21 protein-coding genes and 1 other RNA gene are annotated in these 24,123 nt (G+C 57.4%); 9 read left to right on the plus strand and 13 right to left on the minus strand.

The genetic code is table 11. The features are described 5' to 3' along the window. Nucleotide 1: 1 nt before the first annotated feature. Nucleotides 2-1,156 (minus strand): glutamine-hydrolyzing carbamoyl-phosphate synthase small subunit, encoded by a 1,155-nt coding sequence (gene carA, locus ERD84_RS14320; protein WP_167667483.1) that lies wholly within the window; start codon nucleotides 1,154-1,156, stop codon nucleotides 2-4. A gap of 107 nt (nucleotides 1,157-1,263) precedes the next feature. Here carA and tal point away from each other — a divergent pair, with 107 nt between their 5' ends. The 3 genes from tal to ERD84_RS14335 are packed head-to-tail and all read left to right on the plus strand — an operon-like array spanning nucleotide 1,264 to nucleotide 4,545. Then, complete coding sequence (tal, locus tag ERD84_RS14325) at nucleotides 1,264-2,223, plus strand: transaldolase (protein WP_130040341.1); 960 nt, start codon at nucleotides 1,264-1,266, stop codon at nucleotides 2,221-2,223. 48 nt (nucleotides 2,224-2,271) lie between these two features. Further along, entirely contained in the window at nucleotides 2,272-3,411 is a 1,140-nt protein-coding gene (locus ERD84_RS14330; RefSeq protein WP_130040342.1) for a winged helix-turn-helix domain-containing protein, read from the plus strand. Nucleotides 3,412-3,462: 51 nt separating this feature from the next. Continuing rightward, the gene (locus ERD84_RS14335) at nucleotides 3,463-4,545 is read left to right on the plus strand and encodes a PA0069 family radical SAM protein (protein ID WP_130040343.1); all 1,083 of its coding nucleotides are present in this window, start codon (nucleotides 3,463-3,465) and stop codon (nucleotides 4,543-4,545) included. 47 nt (nucleotides 4,546-4,592) lie between these two features. Here ERD84_RS14335 and ERD84_RS14340 read toward each other — a convergent pair whose 3' ends face one another. The 9 genes from ERD84_RS14340 to ERD84_RS14380 form a co-directional block, all read right to left on the minus strand. Then, nucleotides 4,593-5,384, minus strand: coding sequence for an ABC transporter permease (locus ERD84_RS14340; RefSeq protein WP_130040344.1), 792 nt, complete (start codon nucleotides 5,382-5,384; stop codon nucleotides 4,593-4,595). Nucleotides 5,385-5,422: 38 nt separating this feature from the next. After that, a complete protein-coding gene (locus ERD84_RS14345) occupies nucleotides 5,423-6,232 on the minus strand; it encodes an ABC transporter ATP-binding protein (protein ID WP_130040345.1) in 810 nt (269 codons plus the stop codon). Beyond that, complete coding sequence (locus ERD84_RS14350; protein ID WP_130040346.1) at nucleotides 6,225-7,265, minus strand: ABC transporter substrate-binding protein; 1,041 nt, start codon at nucleotides 7,263-7,265, stop codon at nucleotides 6,225-6,227. Before ERD84_RS14350 ends, ERD84_RS14345 begins: the two co-directional genes overlap by 8 nt. Before the next feature lie 98 nt (nucleotides 7,266-7,363). Further along, nucleotides 7,364-7,972, minus strand: coding sequence for a recombination mediator RecR (gene recR / locus ERD84_RS14355; RefSeq protein ID WP_130040347.1), 609 nt, complete (start codon nucleotides 7,970-7,972; stop codon nucleotides 7,364-7,366). Beyond that, a complete protein-coding gene (locus ERD84_RS14360; protein ID WP_130040348.1) occupies nucleotides 7,972-8,298 on the minus strand; it encodes a YbaB/EbfC family nucleoid-associated protein in 327 nt (108 codons plus the stop codon). The genes recR and ERD84_RS14360 overlap by 1 nt, the downstream gene beginning before the upstream one ends. Nucleotides 8,299-8,331: 33 nt before the next feature. Next, complete coding sequence (dnaX, locus tag ERD84_RS14365) at nucleotides 8,332-10,320, minus strand: DNA polymerase III subunit gamma/tau (protein WP_130040349.1); 1,989 nt, start codon at nucleotides 10,318-10,320, stop codon at nucleotides 8,332-8,334. Nucleotides 10,321-10,417: 97 nt separating this feature from the next. Continuing rightward, nucleotides 10,418-10,515: signal recognition particle sRNA small type (gene ffs / locus ERD84_RS14370), an RNA gene on the minus strand. 64 nt (nucleotides 10,516-10,579) lie between these two features. After that, on the minus strand, nucleotides 10,580-13,933 hold the full coding sequence (locus tag ERD84_RS14375) for a UvrD-helicase domain-containing protein (protein WP_130040350.1): 3,354 nt from the start codon (nucleotides 13,931-13,933) through the stop codon (nucleotides 10,580-10,582). Further along, nucleotides 13,923-16,577, minus strand: a complete 2,655-nt coding sequence (locus ERD84_RS14380) for a PD-(D/E)XK nuclease family protein (RefSeq protein WP_130040351.1) — start codon at nucleotides 16,575-16,577, stop codon at nucleotides 13,923-13,925. The genes ERD84_RS14375 and ERD84_RS14380 overlap by 11 nt, the downstream gene beginning before the upstream one ends. Nucleotides 16,578-16,644: 67 nt before the next feature. Here ERD84_RS14380 and ERD84_RS14385 point away from each other — a divergent pair, with 67 nt between their 5' ends. Then, entirely contained in the window at nucleotides 16,645-17,460 is an 816-nt protein-coding gene (locus tag ERD84_RS14385; protein ID WP_130040352.1) for a TOBE domain-containing protein, read from the plus strand. On the opposite strand, the gene ERD84_RS14390 is transcribed toward ERD84_RS14385, so the two are convergent. The 3 genes from ERD84_RS14390 to modA are packed head-to-tail and all read right to left on the minus strand — an operon-like array spanning nucleotide 17,412 to nucleotide 19,602. Beyond that, nucleotides 17,412-18,149: an ATP-binding cassette domain-containing protein gene (locus ERD84_RS14390; protein WP_130040353.1), complete on the minus strand. Its 738-nt coding sequence runs from the start codon at nucleotides 18,147-18,149 to the stop codon at nucleotides 17,412-17,414. The two genes, ERD84_RS14385 and ERD84_RS14390, sit on opposite strands and share 49 nt — an antisense overlap. Then, nucleotides 18,146-18,835 carry a molybdate ABC transporter permease subunit gene (gene modB / locus ERD84_RS14395; protein WP_130040354.1) on the minus strand — a complete coding sequence of 230 codons (690 nt, stop codon included), beginning with the start codon at nucleotides 18,833-18,835 and terminating at the stop codon, nucleotides 18,146-18,148. The genes ERD84_RS14390 and modB overlap by 4 nt, the downstream gene beginning before the upstream one ends. An 11-nt stretch (nucleotides 18,836-18,846) precedes the next feature. Further along, entirely contained in the window at nucleotides 18,847-19,602 is a 756-nt protein-coding gene (gene modA, locus ERD84_RS14400; protein ID WP_130040355.1) for a molybdate ABC transporter substrate-binding protein, read from the minus strand. A 150-nt stretch (nucleotides 19,603-19,752) separates the two neighbouring features. Here modA and xerD point away from each other — a divergent pair, with 150 nt between their 5' ends. The 5 genes from xerD to ERD84_RS14425 all read left to right on the plus strand — a co-directional run bounded on the left by xerD (nucleotide 19,753) and on the right by ERD84_RS14425 (nucleotide 24,101). Continuing rightward, nucleotides 19,753-20,652, plus strand: a complete 900-nt coding sequence (gene xerD, locus ERD84_RS14405) for a site-specific tyrosine recombinase XerD (protein ID WP_130040356.1) — start codon at nucleotides 19,753-19,755, stop codon at nucleotides 20,650-20,652. Between the two features lie 32 nt (nucleotides 20,653-20,684). After that, nucleotides 20,685-21,176 (plus strand): Cys-tRNA(Pro) deacylase, encoded by a 492-nt coding sequence (gene ybaK, locus ERD84_RS14410; protein WP_130040357.1) that lies wholly within the window; start codon nucleotides 20,685-20,687, stop codon nucleotides 21,174-21,176. Nucleotides 21,177-21,242: 66 nt separating this feature from the next. Continuing rightward, nucleotides 21,243-22,463: a helix-turn-helix domain-containing protein gene (locus tag ERD84_RS14415; protein WP_130040358.1), complete on the plus strand. Its 1,221-nt coding sequence runs from the start codon at nucleotides 21,243-21,245 to the stop codon at nucleotides 22,461-22,463. 49 nt (nucleotides 22,464-22,512) lie between these two features. Continuing rightward, nucleotides 22,513-23,154 (plus strand): Vgb family protein, encoded by a 642-nt coding sequence (locus ERD84_RS14420; protein WP_130040359.1) that lies wholly within the window; start codon nucleotides 22,513-22,515, stop codon nucleotides 23,152-23,154. A gap of 173 nt (nucleotides 23,155-23,327) precedes the next feature. After that, entirely contained in the window at nucleotides 23,328-24,101 is a 774-nt protein-coding gene (locus ERD84_RS14425) for an IclR family transcriptional regulator (RefSeq protein WP_130040360.1), read from the plus strand. Nucleotides 24,102-24,123 lie beyond the last annotated feature (22 nt).

Genomic DNA, 24,123 nt, shown 5'->3' on the forward strand with positions numbered 1-24,123 from the left:
ATTATTTTTGTTCAGCCATCAGGCTGATGAATTTGTCGAAGAGCACCACGATGTCATGTGGGCCGGGGCTGGCTTCCGGGTGCCCCTGGAAGCAGAAAGCCGGGGTGTCGGTCAGCTCGAAGCCCTGCAGGGTACCGTCAAACAAAGACACGTGCGTCATGCGGGCGTTGGCCGGCAGACTGTCTTTATCGACATTGAAACCATGGTTCTGGCTGGTGATGAAAACACGCCCTGTATCGAGGTCTTGTACCGGGTGATTGGCCCCATGATGCCCCGCTTTCATTTTGACGGTTTTGGCGCCCAGGCCCAGGCCCAGGATTTGTTGCCCCAGACAGATGCCGAACAGCGGTATTTTTTGCTCCAGTGCCACCTTGCAAGTGGCAATGGCGTAGTCGCAAGGTTCAGGATCGCCAGGTCCATTGGACAGGAAAATTCCGTCGGGCTTGAGATCCAGGACGTCCTGGACTGGCGTCTGGGCCGGCACCAGGGTAATGCGGCAGCCGCGATCTGCCAAAAGACGCAGAATATTCGTTTTAATGCCGTAGTCGTAAGCCACTACGTGATAGGTGGCATCGGTAGATTGATTAAAACCCTTCCCCAATTGCCAGGTGCCTTCACGCCAGTTGTCGGCCGTCTTGGTAGATACCGTTACGGCCAAGTCTTGCCCCGACATGCCAGGAAAGCCTTTGGCCAGCTGCACGGCGCGGTCGGCGTCGTCACCCACCAGGATGCAGGCGCCCTGGGCCCCGCCATCACGCAATATACGTGTAAGTTTGCGCGTGTCGACACCTGAGATGGCCACTATGCCCTCGGCCTTGAGGTAATCGGGTAGCGATTGCGTAGCGCGAAAATTGGACACGCGTAAAGAACAGTCGCGCACCACCAGCCCGGCCGCATGCACACGATTGGACTCGACGTCTTCTTCGTTGACACCCGTGTTGCCGATATGTGGATACGTTAAAGTAACGATCTGACCGCTGTAGCTGGGATCGGTCAGGATTTCCTGGTAGCCGGTCATGGCTGTGTTGAATACGATTTCGGCGACGCAATATCCATCGGCGCCGATAGAGACACCCTTGAAGATGGTACCGTCTGCCAAGGCAAGAATTGCTGAGGGAGCCAGATTTGGCTCCTTGGAAAAGAGTGACGGCAGCACTGTAAACCCCGGTTGTAAAGTCGATAATTAAACCTTCTAATTATACATTGAGAACTTTGAGCACCGATGAAACGTCTGTGCATTAATTAAAGATGGTGCAAATACTTATGTCCAAGCAGCTTGATTCACTTCGTCAATTTACTACCGTTGTGGCCGATACCGGCGACTTCGACACCATGCGCAAGTATCGCCCCACCGACGCAACCACCAATCCGTCGCTGATCCTGAAGGCGGTACAACAGAAAGAAAACCAGCATCTGCTTGAAAAAATCATACATGACCACAGCAATGCATCGGGCAGTGAGCTGGTCGACCATTTGCTGGTTGCTTTCGGTAGCGAAATTCTCAGTATTATTCCGGGCAGAGTCTCTACCGAGGTCGACGCCCGCCTGTCATTCGACACTCAGGCCAGCATAGAGCGCGCCCGCCAGCTTATCGATTTATACCAGCGTAGCGGCGTTGCCCGTGAGCGCGTCCTGATCAAGCTGGCCTCGACCTGGGAAGGCATACAGGCAGCCAAGGTCCTCCAGGCCGAGGGCATACGCTGCAACATGACCTTGCTGTTCTGCCTGCCGCAGGCATTGGCCTGCGCCCAAGCCAAAGTCCAGCTGATATCCCCTTTCGTCGGCCGCATCTACGATTGGTATAAAAAATCTGCCGGTGCACAGTGGGACGAAGCTGCAAATGCTGGTGCGGCCGACCCTGGCGTGCAGTCGGTCAAGAGCATTTACGACTACTACAAAGCCTACGACATCCCCACCGAGATCATGGGTGCAAGCTTCCGCAATATAGGGCAAATCAGGGCTCTGGCCGGCTGCGACCTGCTGACCATCAGCCCCGACCTGCTGAACCAGCTATCAGAAAGCACCGAGTCGCTGGAGCGCCAGCTGGCACCCGAGCACGCCAAGCAAAATGCGCCTGAATGGCTGGCCAGCAATGAAGTCAGCTTCAGGACGGAACTGAACCAGGATGCCATGGCCACCGAAAAACTGGCTGAGGGCATACGCGTGTTTGTGGCCGATGGCATCAAGCTTGATACCTTGATTGCCCAGGCGCGCAACAAATAACCCAGGCATGTCTTACGAAAATCACCAAGACAGCCCGGGCAACAACATATGCCTTCGCTAAAGATCAGCCAACAACAAGCCCGCCGCATCTGGCTGCACGCCCAAAGGCTGGACAGCACCGCTCCCTTCGGGGACGGTGCCACAGCCACTCCGGCGGCGATCCAGCATCTTGGCTATGTACAGATCGATACCATCAACGTCATCGAGCGTTGCCATCACCATATTCTGTGGACACGAATCCCCGCATACCAGCGTGACCACCTGCGCCAGGCGCAAACCACCGACAAAACGGTCTTCGAATACTGGACTCACGCCTTATCGTACATACCCACCAGTGACTTGACGTTTTTTATCGGTGACATGAGACAGCAACGCAAAACGCCCAGAAGCTGGTTCAAGGATGTGACCGAAAAAGATCTTCGCAAAATCATCGGCCGCATTCGCGAACACGGCGCCTTATCCATTCGAGACATCGATGACGACACGCTGGTGGAAAAAGATCATGCCTGGGCCAGCCGCAAGCCATCGAAACGTATCTTGCAATGGGCGTTTTACATAGGAAAACTGACCGTCAGCGAACGGTCGGGCATGCTGAAGACCTACGAGTTAATGGACCGGCACTTCCAGTGGGAAACCCCGCCTCGGAAAGCCAGCGATAAACAGGTCATTGATTACCTGCTCGACAGGGCATTGCGGTCACAGGGGCTCGTCAGCCTGGACTCCATTTGCCATTTGAACCCCAAACAAAAACCTTTGGTTCACAAGGCTATCGAAACCCGGATGCGACGTGGGGAATTGCTGTCGGTAACGCTGGCCGATGCCGGCAAGGTCGAGCACTGGACAACCCCTGAAACCCTGGCCAGCGCCCCCGCCGAGACAGAAGGCGTTCATATTCTTTCTCCGTTTGATCCGCTCATTATTCAACGTAAACGGCTTAAACTATTCTTCGATTACGACCATCTGTTTGAAGCTTATGTACCCAAGGAAAAGCGCGTTTTTGGCTACCTGGGGCTGCCGGTGCTCGTGGATGGTGAAATCGTGAGTGTTCTTGATCTTAAGGCTGACCGCAAGAATGGCCATCTGGTGCTGCAAAAATGGAGCAAACTGGGTAAAACCGGCCAATCTGCGCATAAGCGGATGATCGAGGAAAAACTGCATTTATTCGAGCAATTTCAATTCGCCTCGTAAGCCACCCTGCTATATACTGTATATCAATACAGTATATCGTGAATTTGCGCCATGCAACACTCTCCCATCAAAGGCCGAGGCAGTATCTCGAACAGAACCTCACGGTTCGAGCAATTGCAACGCGTCGCATTCGATGACGAATGGGGTGCCAGTGACCAAGACAATTGCGCGCCGCGGCCGGTTACCATCGTAAGCAACGAAACCGCAAAATCCATCATTTCCCATAATGATTCGCCCGATGTGCCTTTCGATCAGTCCATCAACCCATACCGCGGGTGCGAACACGGGTGCATCTACTGCTACGCACGGCCTACCCATGCCTATCTGAATCATTCACCGGGTCTTGATTTTGAAACCAGGCTCTATGCCAAGCACAATGCCGCCGAGCTTTTGCGCAAGGCCTTGTCCCAGGCGTCGTATTTGCCTAAATTAATCGCCCTGGGCGCGAACACCGATCCTTACCAACCCATAGAAAGACGGCTACGCATCACTTCGTCCATACTGACGGTGCTGAACGAGTTCAATCACCCCGTCGCCATCACGACCAAGTCAGCATCCATTACGCACGACATCGACCTGCTGGCGCAAATGGCCAGCAAAAAACTGGTCCGGGTGTATATGTCGATAGGCTCTCTTGATGGCGAGATCGCAAGAACACTGGAGCCACGTGCCAGCGCTCCTGGCGCGCGACTCAATGCATTACGCAAACTCGCAGCGGCCGGCATCCCCACAGGCGTCATCGTCGCCCCTGTTATTCCCGCCCTCACCGACCACGACATAGAAAAAATCCTGTTCAGTGCGCAAGAAGCCGGTGCACAATACGCCGCCTACGTCCTGCTGCGGCTACCGCTTGAAATAAGCGAGCTGTTCCGCGAGTGGCTGGCTGCGCACCACCCGCTAAAAGAGGCGCACGTCATGAATCTGCTCAAGCAAATGCGCGGTGGCAAAACCTACGACTCAGACTTCAGGACACGCATGAAAGGCAGCGGCATTTTTGCCGACCTGATCCGGCAACGCTTTCGGAAGGCATGCGCAAAGGCCGGACTCAATCCCGAGCGCCGAGCGCATTTTGCGTTGAACACCGCCGATTTTTGCCGTCCCACCCAGGCAGGCAAGCAGGGAGAGCTATTCTAAAAAGCAAGTGCAACCAACACATTGTGCGATTGATTTTGAGAATGGGATTACAACTTTTCGGTTTCGCCCGCCTTGGGCTTCCAGGACAGCAGACGCTCTTCGACCACAGTTACCAGCCCATCCAGCAGCAAGGCAAACACCGTCAGGACGACAATACCCGCAAAGACAGTATTTACATCAAGCGTACCCTCGGCCTGCAAAATAAGATACCCCACGCCGCTGGCCGAACCCAGGTATTCACCCACGACCGCCCCCACAAAAGCCAGGCCCACCGAGGTGTGCAAGCTGGAAAACACCCAGCTGGTTGCCGATGGAATATACACATGACGCAGAAGCTGCTTGCGGTTTGCCCCCAACATGCGGGCATTATCAAGCAAGGTAGAGCTGACCTCACGCACACCCTGATATACATTGAAGAACACAATAAAAAACACTAGGGTCACGGCCAGGGCCACCTTGGACCATATGCCCAGGCCGAACCACATGCCAAATATAGGCGCCAGAATGACGCGCGGCATGGAGTTGGCTGCCGTGATGTAGGGGTCGAGTAAGGCGCTGGCACCCCGCGAGAGACCCAGCCACAGGCCAAATGCCAGCCCCGAGACCGTACCGATTACAAAGGCCAGCACTGTTTCAGTCAGGGTAATGCCCAGATGCCGATAAATATCGGCATTGGTCACAAACCAGGCCCAAATGACCTGAGCCACTTCAACCGGCTGACCAAAGAAGAATGCAAAATTTCTGTCGCGCGACAAATAATGCCAGGCGACCAGCACAATCACCAGCAGCAAAATCTGCCAGAAACGCATGGTGAAGGAGTTGGATTGGTGTTTCGACATCTAAGGGCCTATTAGCACTATTAAAGAAGATCGCGGCTCTAAGCTCGTTTCTGTTGGGCATAGCCCTTTAACACTTCGTCGCGCAGGACACTCCAGATAGCCTGGTGCAGATCGATAAAACGTGGATTGGTACGCACCTCGGCCACATCACGCGGCCTGGGTATATCGATGGTGAACTCGCCTATGGGATGCGTAGCCGGCCCGGCCGACAGCACCACCACCCTGTCGCTCATGGCGATGGCTTCATCGAGGTCGTGGGTAATGAACAGCACAGCTTTGCGCTTGGCCATCCATAAATCCAGCACTTCGTTTTCCATGAGCTGGCGCGTCTGGATATCAAGCGCCGAAAACGGCTCATCCATCAGGATGATGTCCGGGTCGCGTATCAGCGTTTGTGCCAGCATGGCTCGTTTGCGCATACCTCCGGACATTTGATGGGGATAACGGTTTTCGAAACCGCCCAGCCCTACTCGCTTGAGCCAGTCCAGCCCCTGGGCACGCGCCTGGTCGGCCGGTACGCCAGCGAACTCGAGCCCAGCCGTCACGTTGGACAGAGCGCTCCGCCAAGGCATGAGCGCCTCACCCTGGAACATGTAGCCGGCACGGTGATTGACCCCCTTGAGTGTTTCACCAAACACCTTGACCTGGCCTGACGAGGGGCTCAACAAGCCGGCCCCCACGTTAAGCAAGGTGGATTTCCCACAACCTGTGGGCCCCACCACTGACACAAACTCCCCGGGAGCAATGGCAATGGTGGCTTCTTTGACAGCGGTATAGCTTTTACCCGCGCCCTCGTTGGACGCGAAGGTGCAGGTAATATTGTCCAGCAGTAGTGCAGCTTCAGGCATTGGCGTATTTTTGCTTTGCTTTGGCAACGAAATCGTTGGTCCAGATTTTTGAAATGTCGATCTTGTCGGTAGGGAAATTGGGTACAAACGCCGCCAGTGCCTTCAATGCGGTCTCAGGGCCGTCCTCAGCCACCGTGCCATCGGGTGACAAGGCTTCTTTATTGCCTTTGAGTGCCAACTTATAGAGCTCGGGGTCACCCAGCAAGTAGCCTTCTGGCACCACTTTCGCGATTTCATCAGCCGTAACTTTTTGTATCCATTGGTCGGCACGGAAGATGGCGTTGGCCAGAGCCTGGGTCGTATTGGGGTTTGCGTCGATGAATTCCTGCGAGGTATACAGGCAGCCCGATGGCATATTGCCACCAAAAATCTGATGGGTGTCTTTCAGGGTACGCGTATCGGCAATGATCTTGATGGCATTTTCTTTGAGCAAGGTGCTGATGACCGGGTCCAGGTTAGCTATGGCGTCGATCTGGCCAGTGCGCATGGCCGTGATGGCGCCTGCACCCGCGCCCACGCCCACGAAAGAAACATCGCTGGGCTTGAGGCCGTGCTGGGACAGGAAAAAACTGGCCATCATGTTGGTGGATGAACCCGGAGCGGTCACACCGATTTTCTTGCCCTTGAGGTCGGCAGGCGATTTGTAATCGGGCATGGTCTTGGTAGACACGGCCAGCACAATCATGGGTGCCCGGCCTTGCTGGGCAAAGGCGCGATACATCTGGCCCTTGGACTGCAAGTTGATGGTGTGCTCAAAGGCGCCCGATACTACGTCGGCACTGCCACCCACAACCGCTTGCAGAGCCTTGGAGCCACCGGCAAAATCCACGACCTTGGCATCCAGCCCTTCATCCTTGAAATAGCCATTGAGGTTTGCAATGGACAAGGGGAGGTAATAAATAAGTGCCTGGCCACCAACGGCAATAGAAACTTCTTTCTTTTCGAGCTCCTGGGCACGCACGATACCGGGGGCAACGGTTACGGCACCGGCAACACCAGCCAGCTTGAGCAGTTCACGACGGGATATGGACATGAAGGTCTCCTGATGAATATCAATTTTCCGCAATATTACCCGAGAAACCCGCTCTGGCTTATCGGGATTTGTCCCACAGGCCGCTCTGGCCAAGGGCCTCAGGTGTGGCGTCTTTCCATCAGGGCCCATGCAATGGTGCCGGCATCAACGTACTCGAGCTCACTGCCGGCTGGCACGCCCCGGGCCAGCCTCGAAACCGTCAATCCGCGAGCTCGCAGCAACTCGGAAAGGTAATGCGCCGTGGTTTCGCCTTCAGCTGTGAAGTTGGTAGCCAGAATGACTTCCTGCACGACACCATCGCTGACCCGTTGAATAAGGCGGTCGAACTGCAGCGCTTGCGGACCCACGCCCTCGAGCGGAGTCAACCTTCCCATCAACACGTAATACAGGCCACGATAGCCGTGACTGGACTCGATCATGTTTTGATCGGCAGGCGTTTCGACAATACACAGCAGAGAAGGATCTCGCTTTGGATTGGCGCAAGTGGCGCAGACCTCTTCCTCGGCAAAGCCATTGCAGCGGGTACAGTGACGCAACCCCTGCACCGCCGAAGCCAAGGCGCGACTTAGCTGGTCGGCACCGCTGATGTCATACTGAAGCAGATGGTAGGCCATGCGGCGGGCCGAACGCACACCGACGCCGGGCAAGCGGCGCAACGCTTCAATAAGACTGGTGAGCGGCTCCGGCTCGGGCAGCGGCGATTCCATCAGAACGGTAGCTTCATTCCGGGAGGCATGGGCATGCCAGCCGTGACAGCGGACATTTTTTCTTGCGAAGTGGCTTCTGCCTTGCGCAGTGCGTCGTTGAAGGCGGCGGCAACCAGGTCTTCAAGCATGTCTTTATCGTCGGCCAACAGACTCGGATCGATGGTCACACGCTTGACATCGTGCCTGCAGGTCATGGACACCTTGACCAGCCCGCCGCCCGAAGCACCGTCGACAACGATATCGGCAAGCGCTTCTTGTGCTTTCTTCATGTTTTCCTGCATTTGCTGCGCTTGGCGCATCAAACCGGCAATCTGACCTTTCATCATGGTTGGGTTTTCCTGAACGTAAAAAATTAAGAACTACGCCGCACGGGTTTGAGGTGTGGCGCTAATGGAGCCTGGCACGACTTTGGCGCCAAACTCAGAGATGAGTGTCTGGACGAAGGGATCGTTGGCCACTGCGTGCTCAGCCTCTTGCTGGCGAACAGCCTTCTGTGCCTGCTCGACCGCATGGGCTGTTTCGTCGCCCGTGCTGCCATATTCGATCTTTAGTCGAATCACTGTACCGAAATGCTCGGACAAGACGGTTTGCAAACGCAATCTGCCGGCACTGTCTTCACGAGACAAAATAGCCACACGTAAAATCAGCTGCTCACCCTCGACGCCCACCCATTCGCTTTGGCGGGCCAGCTCAGCGGCCCACCCTGTTACGGGCAGGACTGCCGCCAGGGCAGGCCATTCCTGGGCGGTCATGCTTTTGAGTCGCGGCGCCCTGGTTTTTTTACGGCCACCTGCGAGCGCCGCAGGCACGGCGTCGTCAGACACGAAATCATCGGGTGCCATGTCATCGAGCACATAGGATGCCTCCTGAAAATCATCTGGCGGGCCATCGAAATCAGCGGTGTCCATGCCGACCGGCTCGTAGTGCGCCTCATCGACGGCATGAGACTGCATGGTTTCAAAGCCCTCGGGCTCGACAGCCCGTTCAGCAGACAATGACTCTGGATTCGAACTCGGCTCGGACTCTTTTGGCGCGTCCTCCCAGGCGGGGACATCACTGGCATCTTGGCTGCCAGGCAGACTAGGGGCCATTGATGCCGGTGACGGCTCTACGGTGGGCTCCGCAGCCTTGTGTATGTTTTGTGCAGGCGCCGGGACGGCCGGCCGTGATGTTGGCTGGGCTACCGAAGCAGGCTTGGGCTTGCTGTCGGGAGTGGCGGTATCAGCCACACCGCCGGGCGGCGGCTCCGCAGGCGGCGTGGTGTCAGGTGGAACCAGCGCCAGCATGCGCAGGCAAGCCATGACAAAACCGGCGTATTCGTCAGGCGCCAGCGACAACTCGCTGCGGCTGTGCACAGCAACGGAATAGAAAAGCTGGGTTTGGTCAGGGTGTAGTGCTGCGCCCAACTGGGCGATGTCGTCAGCCAAAGGATCATCGGCAGGAATGGTGCCTGGGATACGCTGCTGGATGGCAACACGTGACAACAATACGGCCAGATCGGCCAATGCACCAGAATAAGACAGGCCGCGTGTGGCGAGCTCGTCGGCTACGCTCAGTACCTGCGCGGCGCTACCCGCGGCCAATGCACGGAGCAACGTGACCAGATGCTGCTGGTCTATTGTGCCCAGCATGCCCTGAACCGCCTCACTGGTGAGATTGCCGGCGCTATAGGCGATGGCCTGGTCGGTCAGTGACAAGGCATCTCGCATCGAGCCTGACGCCGCCTGCGCAAGCAAACGCAAGGCGGGAGTTTCGTACTGCATGCTCTCCTGGCCAAGAACTTCCTGTAAATGCGCCACAATGGACTCTGCCGTCATCTGCTTCAGATTGAACTGCAGACAGCGCGACAGGACGGTGACAGGAATTTTTTGAGGGTCAGTCGTGGCCAGGATGAACTTCACGTGCGGCGGCGGCTCTTCCAGCGTTTTCAGCATGGCATTGAAAGCATGGCCGGTCAGCATATGGACTTCGTCGATCATGTAGACCTTGAAGCGGCCGCTACTGGGCGCGTATACGGCCTGCTCGAGCAACTGCGTCATTTCGTCAACACCGCGATTGGACGCTGCGTCGAGCTCAACGTAATCGACAAAACGGCCGGCGTCGATTTCGGTGCAAGCCTGGCAATGCCCACAAGGTGTGGCGGTAATGCCTGCTTCGCAATTGAGCGACTTGGCCAGAATACGCGATAAGGTTGTTTTGCCCACCCCGCGAGTACCCGTAAACAGCCACGCGTGATGCAGGCGCTGGGTGGATAGTGCGTGTGTAAGCGCACGAACCACGTGATCCTGGCCGATTAGAGTCTCAAACGAACGTGGTCGCCATTTACGCGCCAGTACCAGATAAGTCATGCAGGGAGCTTAAAGCAGAAGCGATCGAATCGATAAACGAAAAGTGTACCGGATTCGATGCAGCTTGGGGTATTTGGGGGAATATAGGACGGAAATGAAGGGCGAGCCTGACTTCGGCACTGATCCTGAGCGACTATGGCTGCTTCGTTCCCGACCTGACCAGTTTCACCGCCGGACCATGCGAAGGGGCCCGCCACGTAGAAGTTTAACAGGACTTGCACGCTTGTGCCGTCAGCTGGGACCAGCCATGTCATTCTGACTATCCTGCATCGTGGACCTCGGCCTGTATTGCGTACTCTATCCAGATATCGGCACGGGGAAAATACAGAGCCCCTCGCGCCGGACGGCCATCGAGGGCACTGACATGGGCACAGTAACGCTCAATCTGGTCGCGATAACGTTCGCGCATGCGCGCCGCAAACGCATCGGGGGTTTCACCTTCTTGGGGCGCTCCGGTCTTGTAGTCCACTACCAGCCAATCGTGCTCCTGAGAGATGGCCAAGTCAATGACAGAGACCCGTCCGCTCAGGTCCAGCAACGACCACTCCCGATGTGCCCGGGCCACACCCAGCAGCCAGGCGCCTTTTTCGCTTTCGACCGTAGCCACCAGTGTGTCGCACAATACCTGTACGGCGCCATCCAGCGCAGCGGCATCCAGGCCGGCCCGCGCCAGTTGCTTGCGGAAAATCGGCATGCTTGCATGAATCCGATGGGCCGGCCAGACCGCCATGCCCTCTTTACCCAGCCTTTCGAGCCAGGCATGAGCGACCGTACCGATCAGGCTCTCGTTGCCGGACTCGGGCCGCCACTGCCAGGATGTGCCCGGTTCACCCGTCGCGGTGACAGCCTGGGTCGGAGGCAGACTGCCTGGCGCCCTACGCACCAGCAGGCGTCCGCCATGCATCGCTGGAGCTTGGTCAGCATCGTCGCTGCCCAGATCAGACGCCTCGGGGGCAACGGGCGTCTTGATATGCTCCCACAACCGCCCCAACAATGAACTGGCCGCTGGAGGCTTGATCTGCATCTGTTCATCCAGACCCACAACGCCTATCAGGTGCAACTGTTGTCTTGCCCGTGTCAGGGCGACATATAAAAGCCGGTCGGTTTCATAAGCAGCACGCTTTTTTTCACGCTCTGCCAGATAAACGGACACTGGATCCTGTTCGTCGGATGCCTTGTGCTTGATGGGCCCCAGCAGCAACTGCCCGCCCCCCATTTCAAAACGCATCAGCGGCGCTGTATCGGCCCGCGGCCGCTTATGCAGGCCTGCCAGGATCACAGTTTCAAATTCCAGACCCTTGGACTTGTGTATGGTCATGACCTCGACAGCACGGCCACTGCTACTGGGCGCAGCATAAAGCTTGGCCAGTCTGTCTTCCAGCGTTACCGGGTTCAAGCCACCATAGGGGGCCAATTCTTCGATCAGGCGCAACAGTCGTTCGGCATCGGCCTGGTCGCTGACGCTATGGTAGATATCGGACCCGCCCAAGGCTTGCCAACGGGTTTCGAGCCAGGCAGCAAAAGGCATGGTGCCCGAAGCGTTGCCCGTATCCAGCAATATGCTTGCAGCGTGACGCAAGCGGCGTGCTTCACTTTCTTCCAGACCAGCATGGCCTACCTCGTCGCGCGCCTGCCAGGCAGTCAGCAAGGCCGGTACGGTGGTTGTGAGATCAGCACCGAACACGGCGTGCAGACTGTTCAGTGTCAAGCCGCAAAGCGGCGAACGCAAGACCGACAGCCATGCCAGCCGGTCACCGTCATGCGACAAGGCTCGTGCGAGCTGGGCCAGATCGATCACCACCTGCCGCGATTGCAAGGACACCAGCTCTACCGCGCGGCATGGAATATTTTGCTGCGCCAGGCGGTGCACAATGCCGTCAAGATGAGCGCGCGCCCTGACCAGAATGGCTACGGGATGTTCGCTTTCCGGATACTTCTGCAAAGCCTCTTTGGCCAGCTGTATGGCAATCGATTCGGCCACCAGCACAGAATCAGTAGCATCATCAGCGCCATCTTTGTGCAGCCAGACCGGGTGATATTCGGCACTGACACCATCGATGCCGTCATTGAAAGGAATTGATGGGGTGTAAGTGATCGCCCCCAGGCTACCGTGGTTTTCCTTGGGAAAAACAGGACCACAGGTCGTGTTGACCCATTCGACCAGGTTGGCCTGCGAGCGAAAATTATCGGTAAGCTCAAGCGCAGTCAAGGAAATACCTCCAAGGCCTTGTTCCTTGACACTCAGGAAGCAACCCACGTCAGCCTTGCGAAAGCGATAAATGGACTGCATTGGGTCACCCACCAGGAACAAGGTCCGTCCATCGCCCGGTTGCCAGCCTGATGTCAACCGTTCGAGTAAATCAATCTGTGATTGACTGGTGTCCTGGAACTCATCGATCAAAATATGCCGGATGGTCGTATCCAGAGCAAGCAGCAAGTCGGTGGGCTCGTCGGGATGACCCAAGGCCTGCACGGCACGTTGCGATATCTCGGTGAAGTCGACCTCGGCCGTTTCAGTAAAACGCAGATTCAGTTGGGCAGCGGCCAGCCACAAGACTTCGATCAGCAAGCGCAAGACATCGTGCTGCTCATCGGTATAGCCTTCGCGCGGCGCCAGACGTATGCCCGCCAGCAGGGCCACCCAGGCCTCGGCTTCGGACGCGGCATTCAGCCAGCGCAGAAAATCATCTTTGTGAGGCGACTTGGCCTCGAAGCCTTCTTTGATGGTGACTCGACGCCGTAGTGTGTTTTTTCCGGTCAGGAGCAGGTTGGCCAGCGCCTGCCACTGCGGCAGACTGGATATATCATCGCCCAACGGTTCGCCCTGCCAATACTGCAATGCGCCAAGACCCAAAGTATCCTGACCGGCGGCAAGCACATTGGCCGCCGTGGATACCGGGGATGCCAGTGCTTGCGCCCAGCCTATCGGCATGGCACGGGCCAGCGCCGCCAGGTCGGCCTCAATGGCGCTATTGAGGTTCTCAAGCAATACATCAATGTCGGCCCGCTGACCAAGCAGAGGCAGCCACTGATCCCTGCTGGCCAGCATGTCTGCCAGCAGGCCCTGCGCTGCCCGGATATCAACGTCCATATGCGCAATCAGGCCTGATACGGCTGCGTTTTCATCAGCCATGGCCAAAGTTGCCTGCGCTGCAGCCTCGTAGTGCTCACGGGCATTGTCGGTAATGGAGGGTACACCCCCCAGGGAGCTGAGCCAGGGCATGGCGCGTACCAGCCAAGTGCAGAACGAATCTATGGTGCGAATACTGAGCCGCGCGGGGTACTCCAGCAAGTCCCAGCCCAGCTCCTGATCACGCTTGAGCACGGCCCTGGCCAGTTGCCAGCCGCGCAGCTTGTAGGGCTCATCGGGTTGCGCATCCTGCCCCGCCTTGAGTTTAGCCAGAACACGGGCGTGCATTTCCGATGCTGCTTTCCGGGTAAACGTGATGGCCACCATTTCCTCGGGCCGGTTCACCGTGGCCAGTAAGGCCAGTATTCGATCGGTCAGCAGCTCGGTTTTCCCCGAGCCGGCGGGCGCCTGAATGAGGAAGGACCGCGTCGGATCGATGGCCTCGGCGCGTACTGCGCTATCACTGGGTTGTTTAATCGACACGGGTGTATTCCTCGTTCAGGCGCAAGAATGGCAAGACATCACAGTACTGAATATCATCCGGACGCAAGCTGTGATTGCGAGCCACACCGGCAGCGTACTCATCGGCCATCTGACAAATAATGCGACGCCACTCGCTCATCAGTTGTTCCCAGGTGCTGCCAGCAAACATGGACCAGTCAGTCAGTGTGGACAAGCCGTCAAAGCCGTAATCGGCGTCAGCCAGGCCCTTTACCTCCACCTCGCGTGCATGCAAACGTGCCAGCACCAATGCCGCCACGCGTGCATCTTCGGCGGCCAGCACTGAGGCATAAAACGGCAATTGCAGGCCTACCGGCCGTTCACGCATCCAGTCAGGCTTGGGGTCAAGACGCCCACCACCCGATTTATAGTCAATGACGGCCAAGCGCCCGTCTTCAAGCTCATCGATACGATCCAGACGCAGGCTGAGCTGCAAGGCGCCATGCGTCCAAACATAGTTTTGCTCTACATCGCGTACCCGGAACGGCTCACGCCGCAGCTCCAGCTGCAGCCACTGCTCCAGGATGAGAATGGTTCTGTCGGTTTCAAGCCGCCTGACCACTGATCCATAGTCTTGCAAACACTCGTCTGCCGCCTGTTCTGCCGACTGTTCCAGCAAAGCCCGCAAGCTGCCTTGTGCATAAAGGTCAAGCAGTGCCTGCTGATCGGGCAGCATGCGCCACACCAGCTCTATGGCCTTGTGCAACAACAGCCCACGAGCGTTCTGGTCTGACAGCTCGGCATAATTGGCCAGCTCGCTGGCCCCCAGGCGGTATTTTGCAAAAGCCCACAAAGGATTGCGCGCCTGCGTATCAATCACGGCAATACCGCCCCGAGTGCTATGACCGGTTTGCAATGGAGGCCCCTGTTCATCCGGAATGTACTCCAGCGGACACGGAGCAGTCGCCGCCTGCTCCGGTACGTTGATGCTGGGTGCTATGGCAGCGATACAGGGGCTGGGCCGTAGCTCGCGCTCACCTTCATATTCGGCATGGCTTAACCAGACCTGTGGCGCACTGGCCAATAGACTTCGATATAGGGTTTTGGCCCAATGCAACTCGCGCTCGGGTGTGGCACGTGGCGCACGCGCCTGACGCAGAACGGCAAGCGGAACAAATGGATTGGGCTTGGGTGCCGCAGGCAAGACCTCGTCGGTCAGCCCCAGCACCCAAACGCCGTCCCAGTGCCCGCCTTCGGACTCGAGAAAACCGAGCACATCCAGACGTGCAGCCGGATCGCGTTGTGGCTGGAAAGGTGTTTCGCGGGCCAGGCGCTGCAACAGACCCACTGCGCTGGAAAATCCCACCCTGCCCATGACGGGTGCCTGTCTGGCCAAGTTGTCCATGAGCCCGTCAAAGGCCTCGAGCTGCTGATAAGAATGACTATCAAGCACGGACTGTCCAGGATAGGCCAGAGCCTGCAGGCTCTGGCGGAAACGCTGCACCCAGACATCAATGGAGGCCGAATTCGATTGCTCCGACAGCATGTCGCAGCTGCTGCGCCAAGCCTGGGCGAGCTGAGGAGCATGCTGGTCGAGCAGGCGGGCAAACCCCGGTTCCGTGACCGTAACCGTAGCGCGCCAGCGCCAAAACACATCGATGGCTGCCCGCCCTGAGGCTTCGTGCCGTGCAGCAGCACAAGCGCCCGCCAGCAAGGCTGCTCCCACGTCGGCGGGAGGGCATGTTTTCTTGGTGACAAAAGCCGCCAGCACCCGCAGCCACGAAATAGCGGCAGCCACCAATGGCCAATCGCTCATGGGTCGGGCAACCGCAACGTTATACGGCAGCACATTGCCTTGCGCATCAACCAGTTCGGCCCTCAGACAACGATGCGCCAGGACTACATCAGCCTCCAGACGGGAGGCCACGATCGCATAACGACCTTGCGGATGATCCCGCAGCTGCCCGGCCGCCCACTGGACTGCAAGCCGCCATTCGCCATCCGGGTCGGAGGCCACAACACGCCTTACCGTTTCAGCCTCTTGTGCGGGCCGCTCGAGCACAACCAGTCTGGTGCCTTGCTCTTGCATTGCAAGCAGCATGCCGGACAGGCGCGGCGACAATTCGTTGAACCCTGCCAGGACCAGCGTGCCGGCAGGCTTCTTTAACAGGCCACTGACTACGGCCTGAACGATTCGTCCGTAAGCAAGGTTGCTGTCTTCCATATCGAGCCGCGCCAACAATGCCCGATAGCTCCGACGCCATTCCCGAAAATGCTGATAGTCGATGGTTTCGAGCTCAGGCGGAATATGTATGTGCCAGTCATCGATGAGGCGATCTGCCTCGGCGGCCAGCCTTGCAGCCTGGGCCACATCAAGCAAGGCCCGATCAGACTCGGCCTCGCCTACTACCTTCTGCCAAAGCCACTGCGCGCCAAACGCATCCAGGGTGTGCGCAGCCAGCCCCGATTCTGGACTGAAGGAAAGCTGATCAGCCGCTTGCCTGAGCCAGGCAGACAAAGGGATGATGTCGGGGACAGCCATGACACTACGGGTGCCTGTAAGGGAAGCCGACATCTCGGCCAAAACGCGGCGCGCATGCCGGTTATTGACGGTCAGCACCAATACATCTTGCGTATCCAGCCGGGACAGCGCCTCGAGCGTGATGGTTGGAAAGGTGTCTATCATTCGTCTGCCGTTTACCCTGCCTGTTTAGCAATGCGCCTATTCTAACGAATGGCATTACACTCCAGCCATGGAGAAAGACGATAAGGTTCGACCTGTAGAACTTGGCGGATCGATATGGTTCCGCTCAGGTCAGCAGAACTGGGGCAACCAGAAGCGCATGGCCCTGCTTGCCGCAATCGGCCAAGAAGGTTCCATTACAGCGGCAGCCAAGAAAATTGGCTTGAGCTACAAGGCGGCCTGGGATGCAGTCGACACCATGAACAATCTGGCAGGTGAACCCCTGGTGCTGCGCAACACAGGTGGCCAGCGCGGTGGCGGCGCAAACCTGACCGATCGGGCACAGGAACTGATACGGGTTTATTATTTATTACATGCCGAGCACGAACGCTTTATGGCGCGCTTGGCTGCCGTCAATGATCAGAGCCATAACCTGGAACTCATACAGCACATGATGGTAGACACCTCGGCCCGCAACAAGCTCATGGGCCTCGTGCGTCAAATCACCCCGGGCGCGGTCAATGACGAAATCGTACTTGAGCTGAATGCAGACACCAGCCTTGTGGCTTCCATCACCAAGGAAAGCGTGCAGAGTCTGGGGCTGGTGCCTGGCAAACGTGTATTGGCCTTCATCAAGGCATCGTCGGTGCTGGTGGGGCTACCCGGCGGAACCTTACGCTTGTCGGCACGCAATCAGTTGCTTGGCACAATCCATCGTATTGTCGAAGGCGCCGTCAACTCGGAAGTCTGCATAGAGCTTCCCACCGGCCATGTCATCGCTGCCGTCCTAACCAAAGAGAGCCAGCATTCCATGGGCCTGAAAGCAGGTCAGGACGCTTATGCAATCTTCAAGGCGTCCAGCGTCATGCTGGGTGTGCTGGACTGAAGCTCGCGCAGACTCGACGGATGACAACTCCCGACAATGCTGCCGTCACGAATCAAATGCACTTCATCGGCCAGCATGACGGCATCATCGATGTCATGCGTGATCAAAATGGTCGGCATCTGCAGCCTGGCTTGCAAGGCAGCCAGCTCTTCACGCATCTTGCGGCGCAGACTCGCATCAAGTGCCGACAAAGGCTCGTCCAGCAGCATTAAGTTGGGCTGCACCGATAACGCTCGCGCCAAGGCAGCTCGCTGCTTCTGGCCACCTGAAATTTCGCGCGGATAGCTGTGCAAGACGTTTTGCAGACCGAAGACCTCGACCCACCGGGCCGCCGCTTCCGGCAAGGCATGCCGTCCAGGATTGAACATCCCCTTCTTCAGGCCAAAGCCGATATTCTGCGCCACCGTCAGGTGCGGGAACAGACCGTAATCCTGTTGCAGATAACCCAGTTTGCGCTCCTGTGGTGTCAGGCATATGGCTTTGCTTGTATCGAACAAAGTACGCTCATTGACCCGGATATACCCGCTATCGGGATGCATAAGGCCGGCGATGGCATGCACCGTCAGAGTTTTCCCAGAGCCCGATGGACCGAACAAAGCAATACGGCCGGCCTTTGATTTGAGCTGGACATTCAGCCCAAACGCCTGTTTTCCAGCACGAATGCGCCGCGTAATATTGATATCGATCATCGCTTACCCCGGGCCATACCCATCATGCGCGAACGATCCGGTGCCAGTCGGCTGGCAATCAGCAACACTACGACGCAGGTCAGCGCCGTCACCAGAACAAGCATGTTTGCCGTGTCGTCATTGCCCGCCTGCACCGCCTCGTAAATGGCGATCGACAAGGTTTGCGTACGCCCAGGTATGCTTCCAGCGATCATCAGCGTAGCGCCGAACTCACCCAGCGCGCGCGCAAATGCCAATAGCACGCCAGCCAGAATACCGTGTGCCGCCAGAGGCAGCGTCACCCTGAAGAAAATACCCCATGCGCCTATGCCCAATATCCGCGCACCGTCCTCCAGTGCATGGTCCACATCGTCGAAAGCCGCCCGTGCCGCTTTCAACACCATGGGGAAAGCCACTACGGTGGCGGCGATGACTGCTCCCTGCCAGGTAAAGACCAATTCGATACCCAGATCCGATAAGAAGGACCCCAGCCAGCCCCGGCGCCCCAGCAGCACCAACAGGTAATAGCCGATGACCGTGGGCGGTAGCACCATAGGCAGCGTCAGGATGGCATCAACCGCATCAGCCCAGGTCGAGCGCCACCGCGACAGGCCATAAGCCACGGTGATACCCAGCACACCAGCAAAAAAAGTAGCCCAGCCAGCCACCTTCAGCGACAACAACAAGGGAATACTGATTTCCGTCATGGTGCGTCGGCTCAGGGTTTGGAGAAACCATATTTGGACAACACCGCCTGCCCTTCATCTGAATCGATGAAATCCAGAAAAGCTTTGGCCTCAGGATGGCGGCCGTCGCGCTTGACCAGCGCGATGGGATACAAAAGCGGCGTAGTCGAGGGCAGCGTTGCTACAACGTTCACTTTACCGGGCATGATCGCCGCGTCGGTCGCATATACAAAGCCAGCATCTACCTCGCCACGGGCAACGTAAGCAAGCACCTGACGCACATTCTGGCCCAACACCTCATTTTTCTTGATCGTAGTCCAGTCTCCGGCTTGCTCGAGCAAGCCTTTGGTATAACGGCCTACCGGCACGGAAGCCGGATTGCCCAGTGCAATACGCTTCACGCCGGCCGACCTCAAGTCAGCCAGCGACCTGATGTTATTCGGGTCATCGGCGGGCACAATCAGCACGAGCTCATTGCGCGCAAAATCATGCCGCGTATCTGTTTCGATGCTGCCGGCATCCACCGCCTGGTCCATAGCCGTCTGATCAGCCGAGGCATAAATATCCATGGGTGCGCCTTCAATCACCTGTTTTGCCAAAACATCGGAACTGGCGAAGCTCATCAACACCTTGGTAGCGGGATGCTTCTGTTGAAACTGTGTGGCCAGCTCTGTAAAAGCGTTGGTGAGACTGGCAGCAGCCCCCACCAGCATGTCGGCGGCCGACGCCTGAGCGTGCCAGCTTGTAGCCGCACAAGCTGCCGCTGCAATCCATTTTTTGAATTTCATTGTCTATCCTTGCCCGGTAGCAATCACAGCCTACAAGCAACTCGTAATATATATACCTATATAACGACGTGTCAAACAATGGCTTGAGCTAAGATGAAGAGAAAAGCATTCAGATCCCCTTTTCGCACTCACATCTGTTACTCCACAGTCTTGGCTTACCTACCTCCTCCTTCCATCGACACTTTCCTGGATGCCATCTGGCTGGAAGATGGCCTGGCGCAGAATACCTTGTCGGCCTATAGGCGCGACCTTTCCGCCTTCGCCCAGTGGCTGCACGCCAAGCCGGGCAAAACACTGGAACAGGCCGATGCCGCCGACATCCAGGACTGGTTTGCGGCCAAGCACGCCAGCACCAAGGCTACAACGGCCAATCGGCGCCTGGCCGCCCTGAAGCGTTATTACCTATGGGCCATGCGGCAAGGTCTGGTCGCCAAAGATCCCTGCCTGACCTTACGCGCCGCCAAACAAGCCGCGCGCTTTCCAAAAACATTGTCGGAAGATCAGGTGGATGCCCTGCTGCAAGCGCCTGACGACCGCAGCCCTCTGGGCCTGCGTGACCGTGCCATGCTGGAAACCCTTTACGCCACAGGCTTGCGCGTAAGCGAACTGATCAGCCTGGGCATGCTCGACGTCAGCCTGACAGAAGGCGTCGTGCGCGTGACCGAAGGCAAAGGGGGCAAAGACCGCCTGGTACCGCTGGGCGACGAAGCCCTGCACTGGATAGACTTGTATGTGAAGCAGTCGCGCCCCAGTTTGCTGGGCCAACGGCGCTGCGACGCTCTTTTCGTGACGGCTCGCGCAGCCGCCATGACACGACAGTCATTCTGGCTGATCGTAAAAAAATACGCGGCCATAGCCGATATCCATACGCCTCTTTCGCCCCATGTGCTGCGCCATGCGTTCGCCACGCATTTGCTGAACCATGGCGCCGACCTGCGCGTGGTGCAGATGCTGCTGGGCCATGCCGATATTTCCACGACCCAGATCTATACTCATGTAGCGCGGGAACGGCTGAAAACCATGCACGCCAAGCACCACCCGCGCGCCTGACCCTTCTTTTTTACTCTGGCACCCTCCTCAATATGGCCAAAGAAAAACACGTTTCGGAAACACCTGCCACACAATTCCTGAAAAAACACAACATCAGCTTTACTGAGCATCCCTACGAATATCTGGATCACGGTGGAGCAAGCGAGGCCGCCCGACAGCTGAGTCTGGACTTGCATCAGGTGGCCAAGACCCTGATCATGGAAGATGAGCAGGCCCGCCCCCTGATCGTTGTGATGCACGGCGACCGCGAAGTATCCACCAAGAACCTGGCACGCCAGACCGGCGCCAAAAAAATCGCCCCCTGCGCGCCGCAGACGGCCCAAAAACATTCGGGTTACCTGGTGGGCGGCACATCCCCCTTTGCTACACGCAAGAAGATGCCGGTATGGATTGAAGAAAAATTGCTGAGCTATTCTGTCATTTACGTCAATGGTGGCCGCCGCGGCTATTTGATCGGCGTGGCACCCTCCGCGCTGCAAAGTCTGCTTGATGCCCAACTGGTACAGGCCAGCCTGACGAAATAAGATAAGACAGCACACTTGACTCATTCCTGAACGCCCTGAGCGCGAAGGCCGCCAGGAGGACCATCGATGAACGGGCTGATCAGAACAGCCGCACAGGCGCTTGCTGCAGGCGATCCTCTCGCCGCACTGAATCAAATCGCCTTGTGCAACGATGCACCGGCCATAGCGCTGCGCGGTATCGCCATGGCTCAACTGGGCGATCTTGTACGGGCAAAGTCCCTGGTACGCCAGGCCGCCCGCAGCTTTGGCAGAAAAAATCCGGTAGCTCATGCCAGATGTATCGTGGCCGAAGCGGAAATCGCCTTCGCCTCCCGCGATCTGGGCTGGCCGACAAAAGAGCTGGACGAGGCGCGGGCGACCCTGGAGGCGCATGGAGACCATGTAAACGCTGCACATGCCCTGTATCTGGACTCTCGACGGCACCTTCTGATGGGGCGCACAGACGATGCCGGGCGTCTCATCGCCGGATTGGATCCCGAACAACTGCCGCCCGCGCTGAGTGTTGGGCATGAGCTTATTGTTGCCGGCATTGCCATGCGCCGCCTGCAAGCCAAACCAGCGCGGGAAGCCCTGCTCCGGTGCAGGCATTATGCACAGCTTGCAAACATCCCAGCCCTGAGCGCAGAAGTCGAACAGGCAACACAAACACTGAGCAAACCCGTCGCTCGTTCACTAGCGCACGGTCAGTCGCGTTTGCTCTTGCTTGAAGACACCGAAGCCTTGCTGGCGTCAGAAGCACTTATCATTGACGCATGCCGCCGCGCCGTGCGGCATCGCGAGGTCATCATCCCTCTTGCAAGACGTCCACTGCTCTTTGTCCTGACCCAGCTGCTGAGTCAGGCCTGGCCTGAGGATGTACCACGCAACAAGCTTATTGCGCAGGCATTCCGTACTCGATACGCCGATGAATCACATCGGGCCCGGCTACGGGTTGAAATCGGCCGGCTCCGTATGACGCTCAAGCCACTGGTGAATATCGTCGCTACCCAACGAGGGTATAAGCTGGCACCCACCCACGCAAGCGAAGTCGTCACATTGGCCAGGCTTACGGAAGAGCCGTATGCCGCCTTGCTTGCCTTGCTTGCCGACGGAGAACCATGGTCAAGCTCGGCCCTGGCATTGGCACTGGATGCCAGTCAACGCACGATACAACGCGCACTCGAATCATTGGCCGCAAACGGAAAGGTCCAGTCCTTTGGCGGCGGGCGTGCACGGCGCTGGACGATCCCACCCGTGCCCGGGTTCACGACAATCTTGTTACTCCCCGTTCCGCTGTCACGCAATTAGGATGGAAGCGTTACACCTTTCACTCCACGACTCTGATGAGGATAGACGCATGAATACCGTTATAGCCAGCATCGTCCGTGAATACGGCCCTCTTTCCGACAGCGTGCACGGGGTCACTTATGACGGCCAGAGCATATGGTTTGCCACTGGCAAGCAGCTTCACGCACTCGACCCCGCCAGCGGCAAAACACTGCGCTCACTGGACGTTTCGGCGAATGCAGGAACAGCCTTTGATGGCACGCATATTTTTCAAATCGCCGACGGCCGCATTCAAAAGATCAACCCACAAACAGGCGAAGTCCTGAGCACAATACCGACCCCTCGAGGAGACGACAGTTCGGGATTGGCTTGGGCGGAAGGCACGCTTTGGGTCGGCCGCCACAAAGACCGCTGCATCGATCAGGTTGATCCCGAAACCGGTGCCGTCCTGCGCAGCATCGAGTCCAACCGCTATGTCACAGGAGTCACCTGGGTCGACGGCGAGCTATGGCATGGCACATGGGAGCATGATGTCAGCGAACTGAGACGCATAGACCCCAGCACAGGCAAAGTGCTGGAAACACTCAATATGCCATCCGGGGTACACGTGTCAGGGTTGGAATCGGATGGCGGAGATCAATTTTTTTGTGGGGGCGGCAACAGCAAGACCATCAGAACTATTTCCCGATCCAAGCAGCGTCCTGCCCCCTGAGCCAACGACAACCCCCGCTTTAGCAACAGGCTTTGGCGCATCGGCAGTATTGATGCACCAAAACCCTGTTACCCACAAACTTTCATCTGATGAAATAATGTTGCAGTGCAACTTTACGCTCTAAAACTCACCTGGGTATTGTGTCTGACATCGGTAACAACAGCTCAGACCTCATGGCGACCAGTACAAAAACATCCGGCAAACCCTTGTCTTCTATAGAGAAGACATGCCGAATCCTGGCTTGCATGACCGATCCGCGCCATGTCCGCCTGACTGATATCGCCGAATACTCCGGTCTCGATCTGTCGACTACCCTACGCATTCTGAAAGAGCTTGAGGGACAAAATTTCATAGAGCGAGACCCACTTACCAAGCAATATGTCCTGGGGCCACAGGTATACGCCATGCATCATGCAATGGTGGCTGGCATGGATTTAAAAGCCGAGGCCCGCCCCGCCCTGATTCGTCTGTCCAGACTGTTTGGCGATACCGTCATTCTCTCAGCACCTATGGGCTGGGAATCCGTCTGCATCGATTTATGCTTTGGCGATTACCCCATACGTGCCAATTACCTGCATGTGGGCAGCAGGCGCCCACTGGGCGTCGGCGCGGGTAGCCTGGCCCTGCTGATGGCCATGAGCAACGCCGAACGACAAGCCGTCATGCCTGCGGTGCAGGCTTGCATGAGCAAGCGCTACCCCCTGTACAGCACCAACTACCTCAATGAACAGCTACAGCACGCCAGCAATCGCGGCTATGCCATGTTGCTCGAGGTTGTCATTCAAAAGATGGGCGGCCTGGGTCTGGCCATCAAGGGCCCGAACGGCCAGCCCATTGCGGCACTCAGCATCGCCGCACTGACCGAACGCATTGTTAGCCGTGAGCACGAGTTGGCGGCTGCACTACAAGAAGAAGTTCATGCAATAGAGCAGGCCTGGTTGCCATGACGCCTCAACATTCTGGAAAAAA

The sequence above is a fragment of the Pollutimonas harenae genome (genome assembly GCF_004153685.1).
Taxonomy (GTDB): Bacteria; Pseudomonadota; Gammaproteobacteria; order Burkholderiales; family Burkholderiaceae_B; genus Pusillimonas_C; species Pusillimonas_C harenae.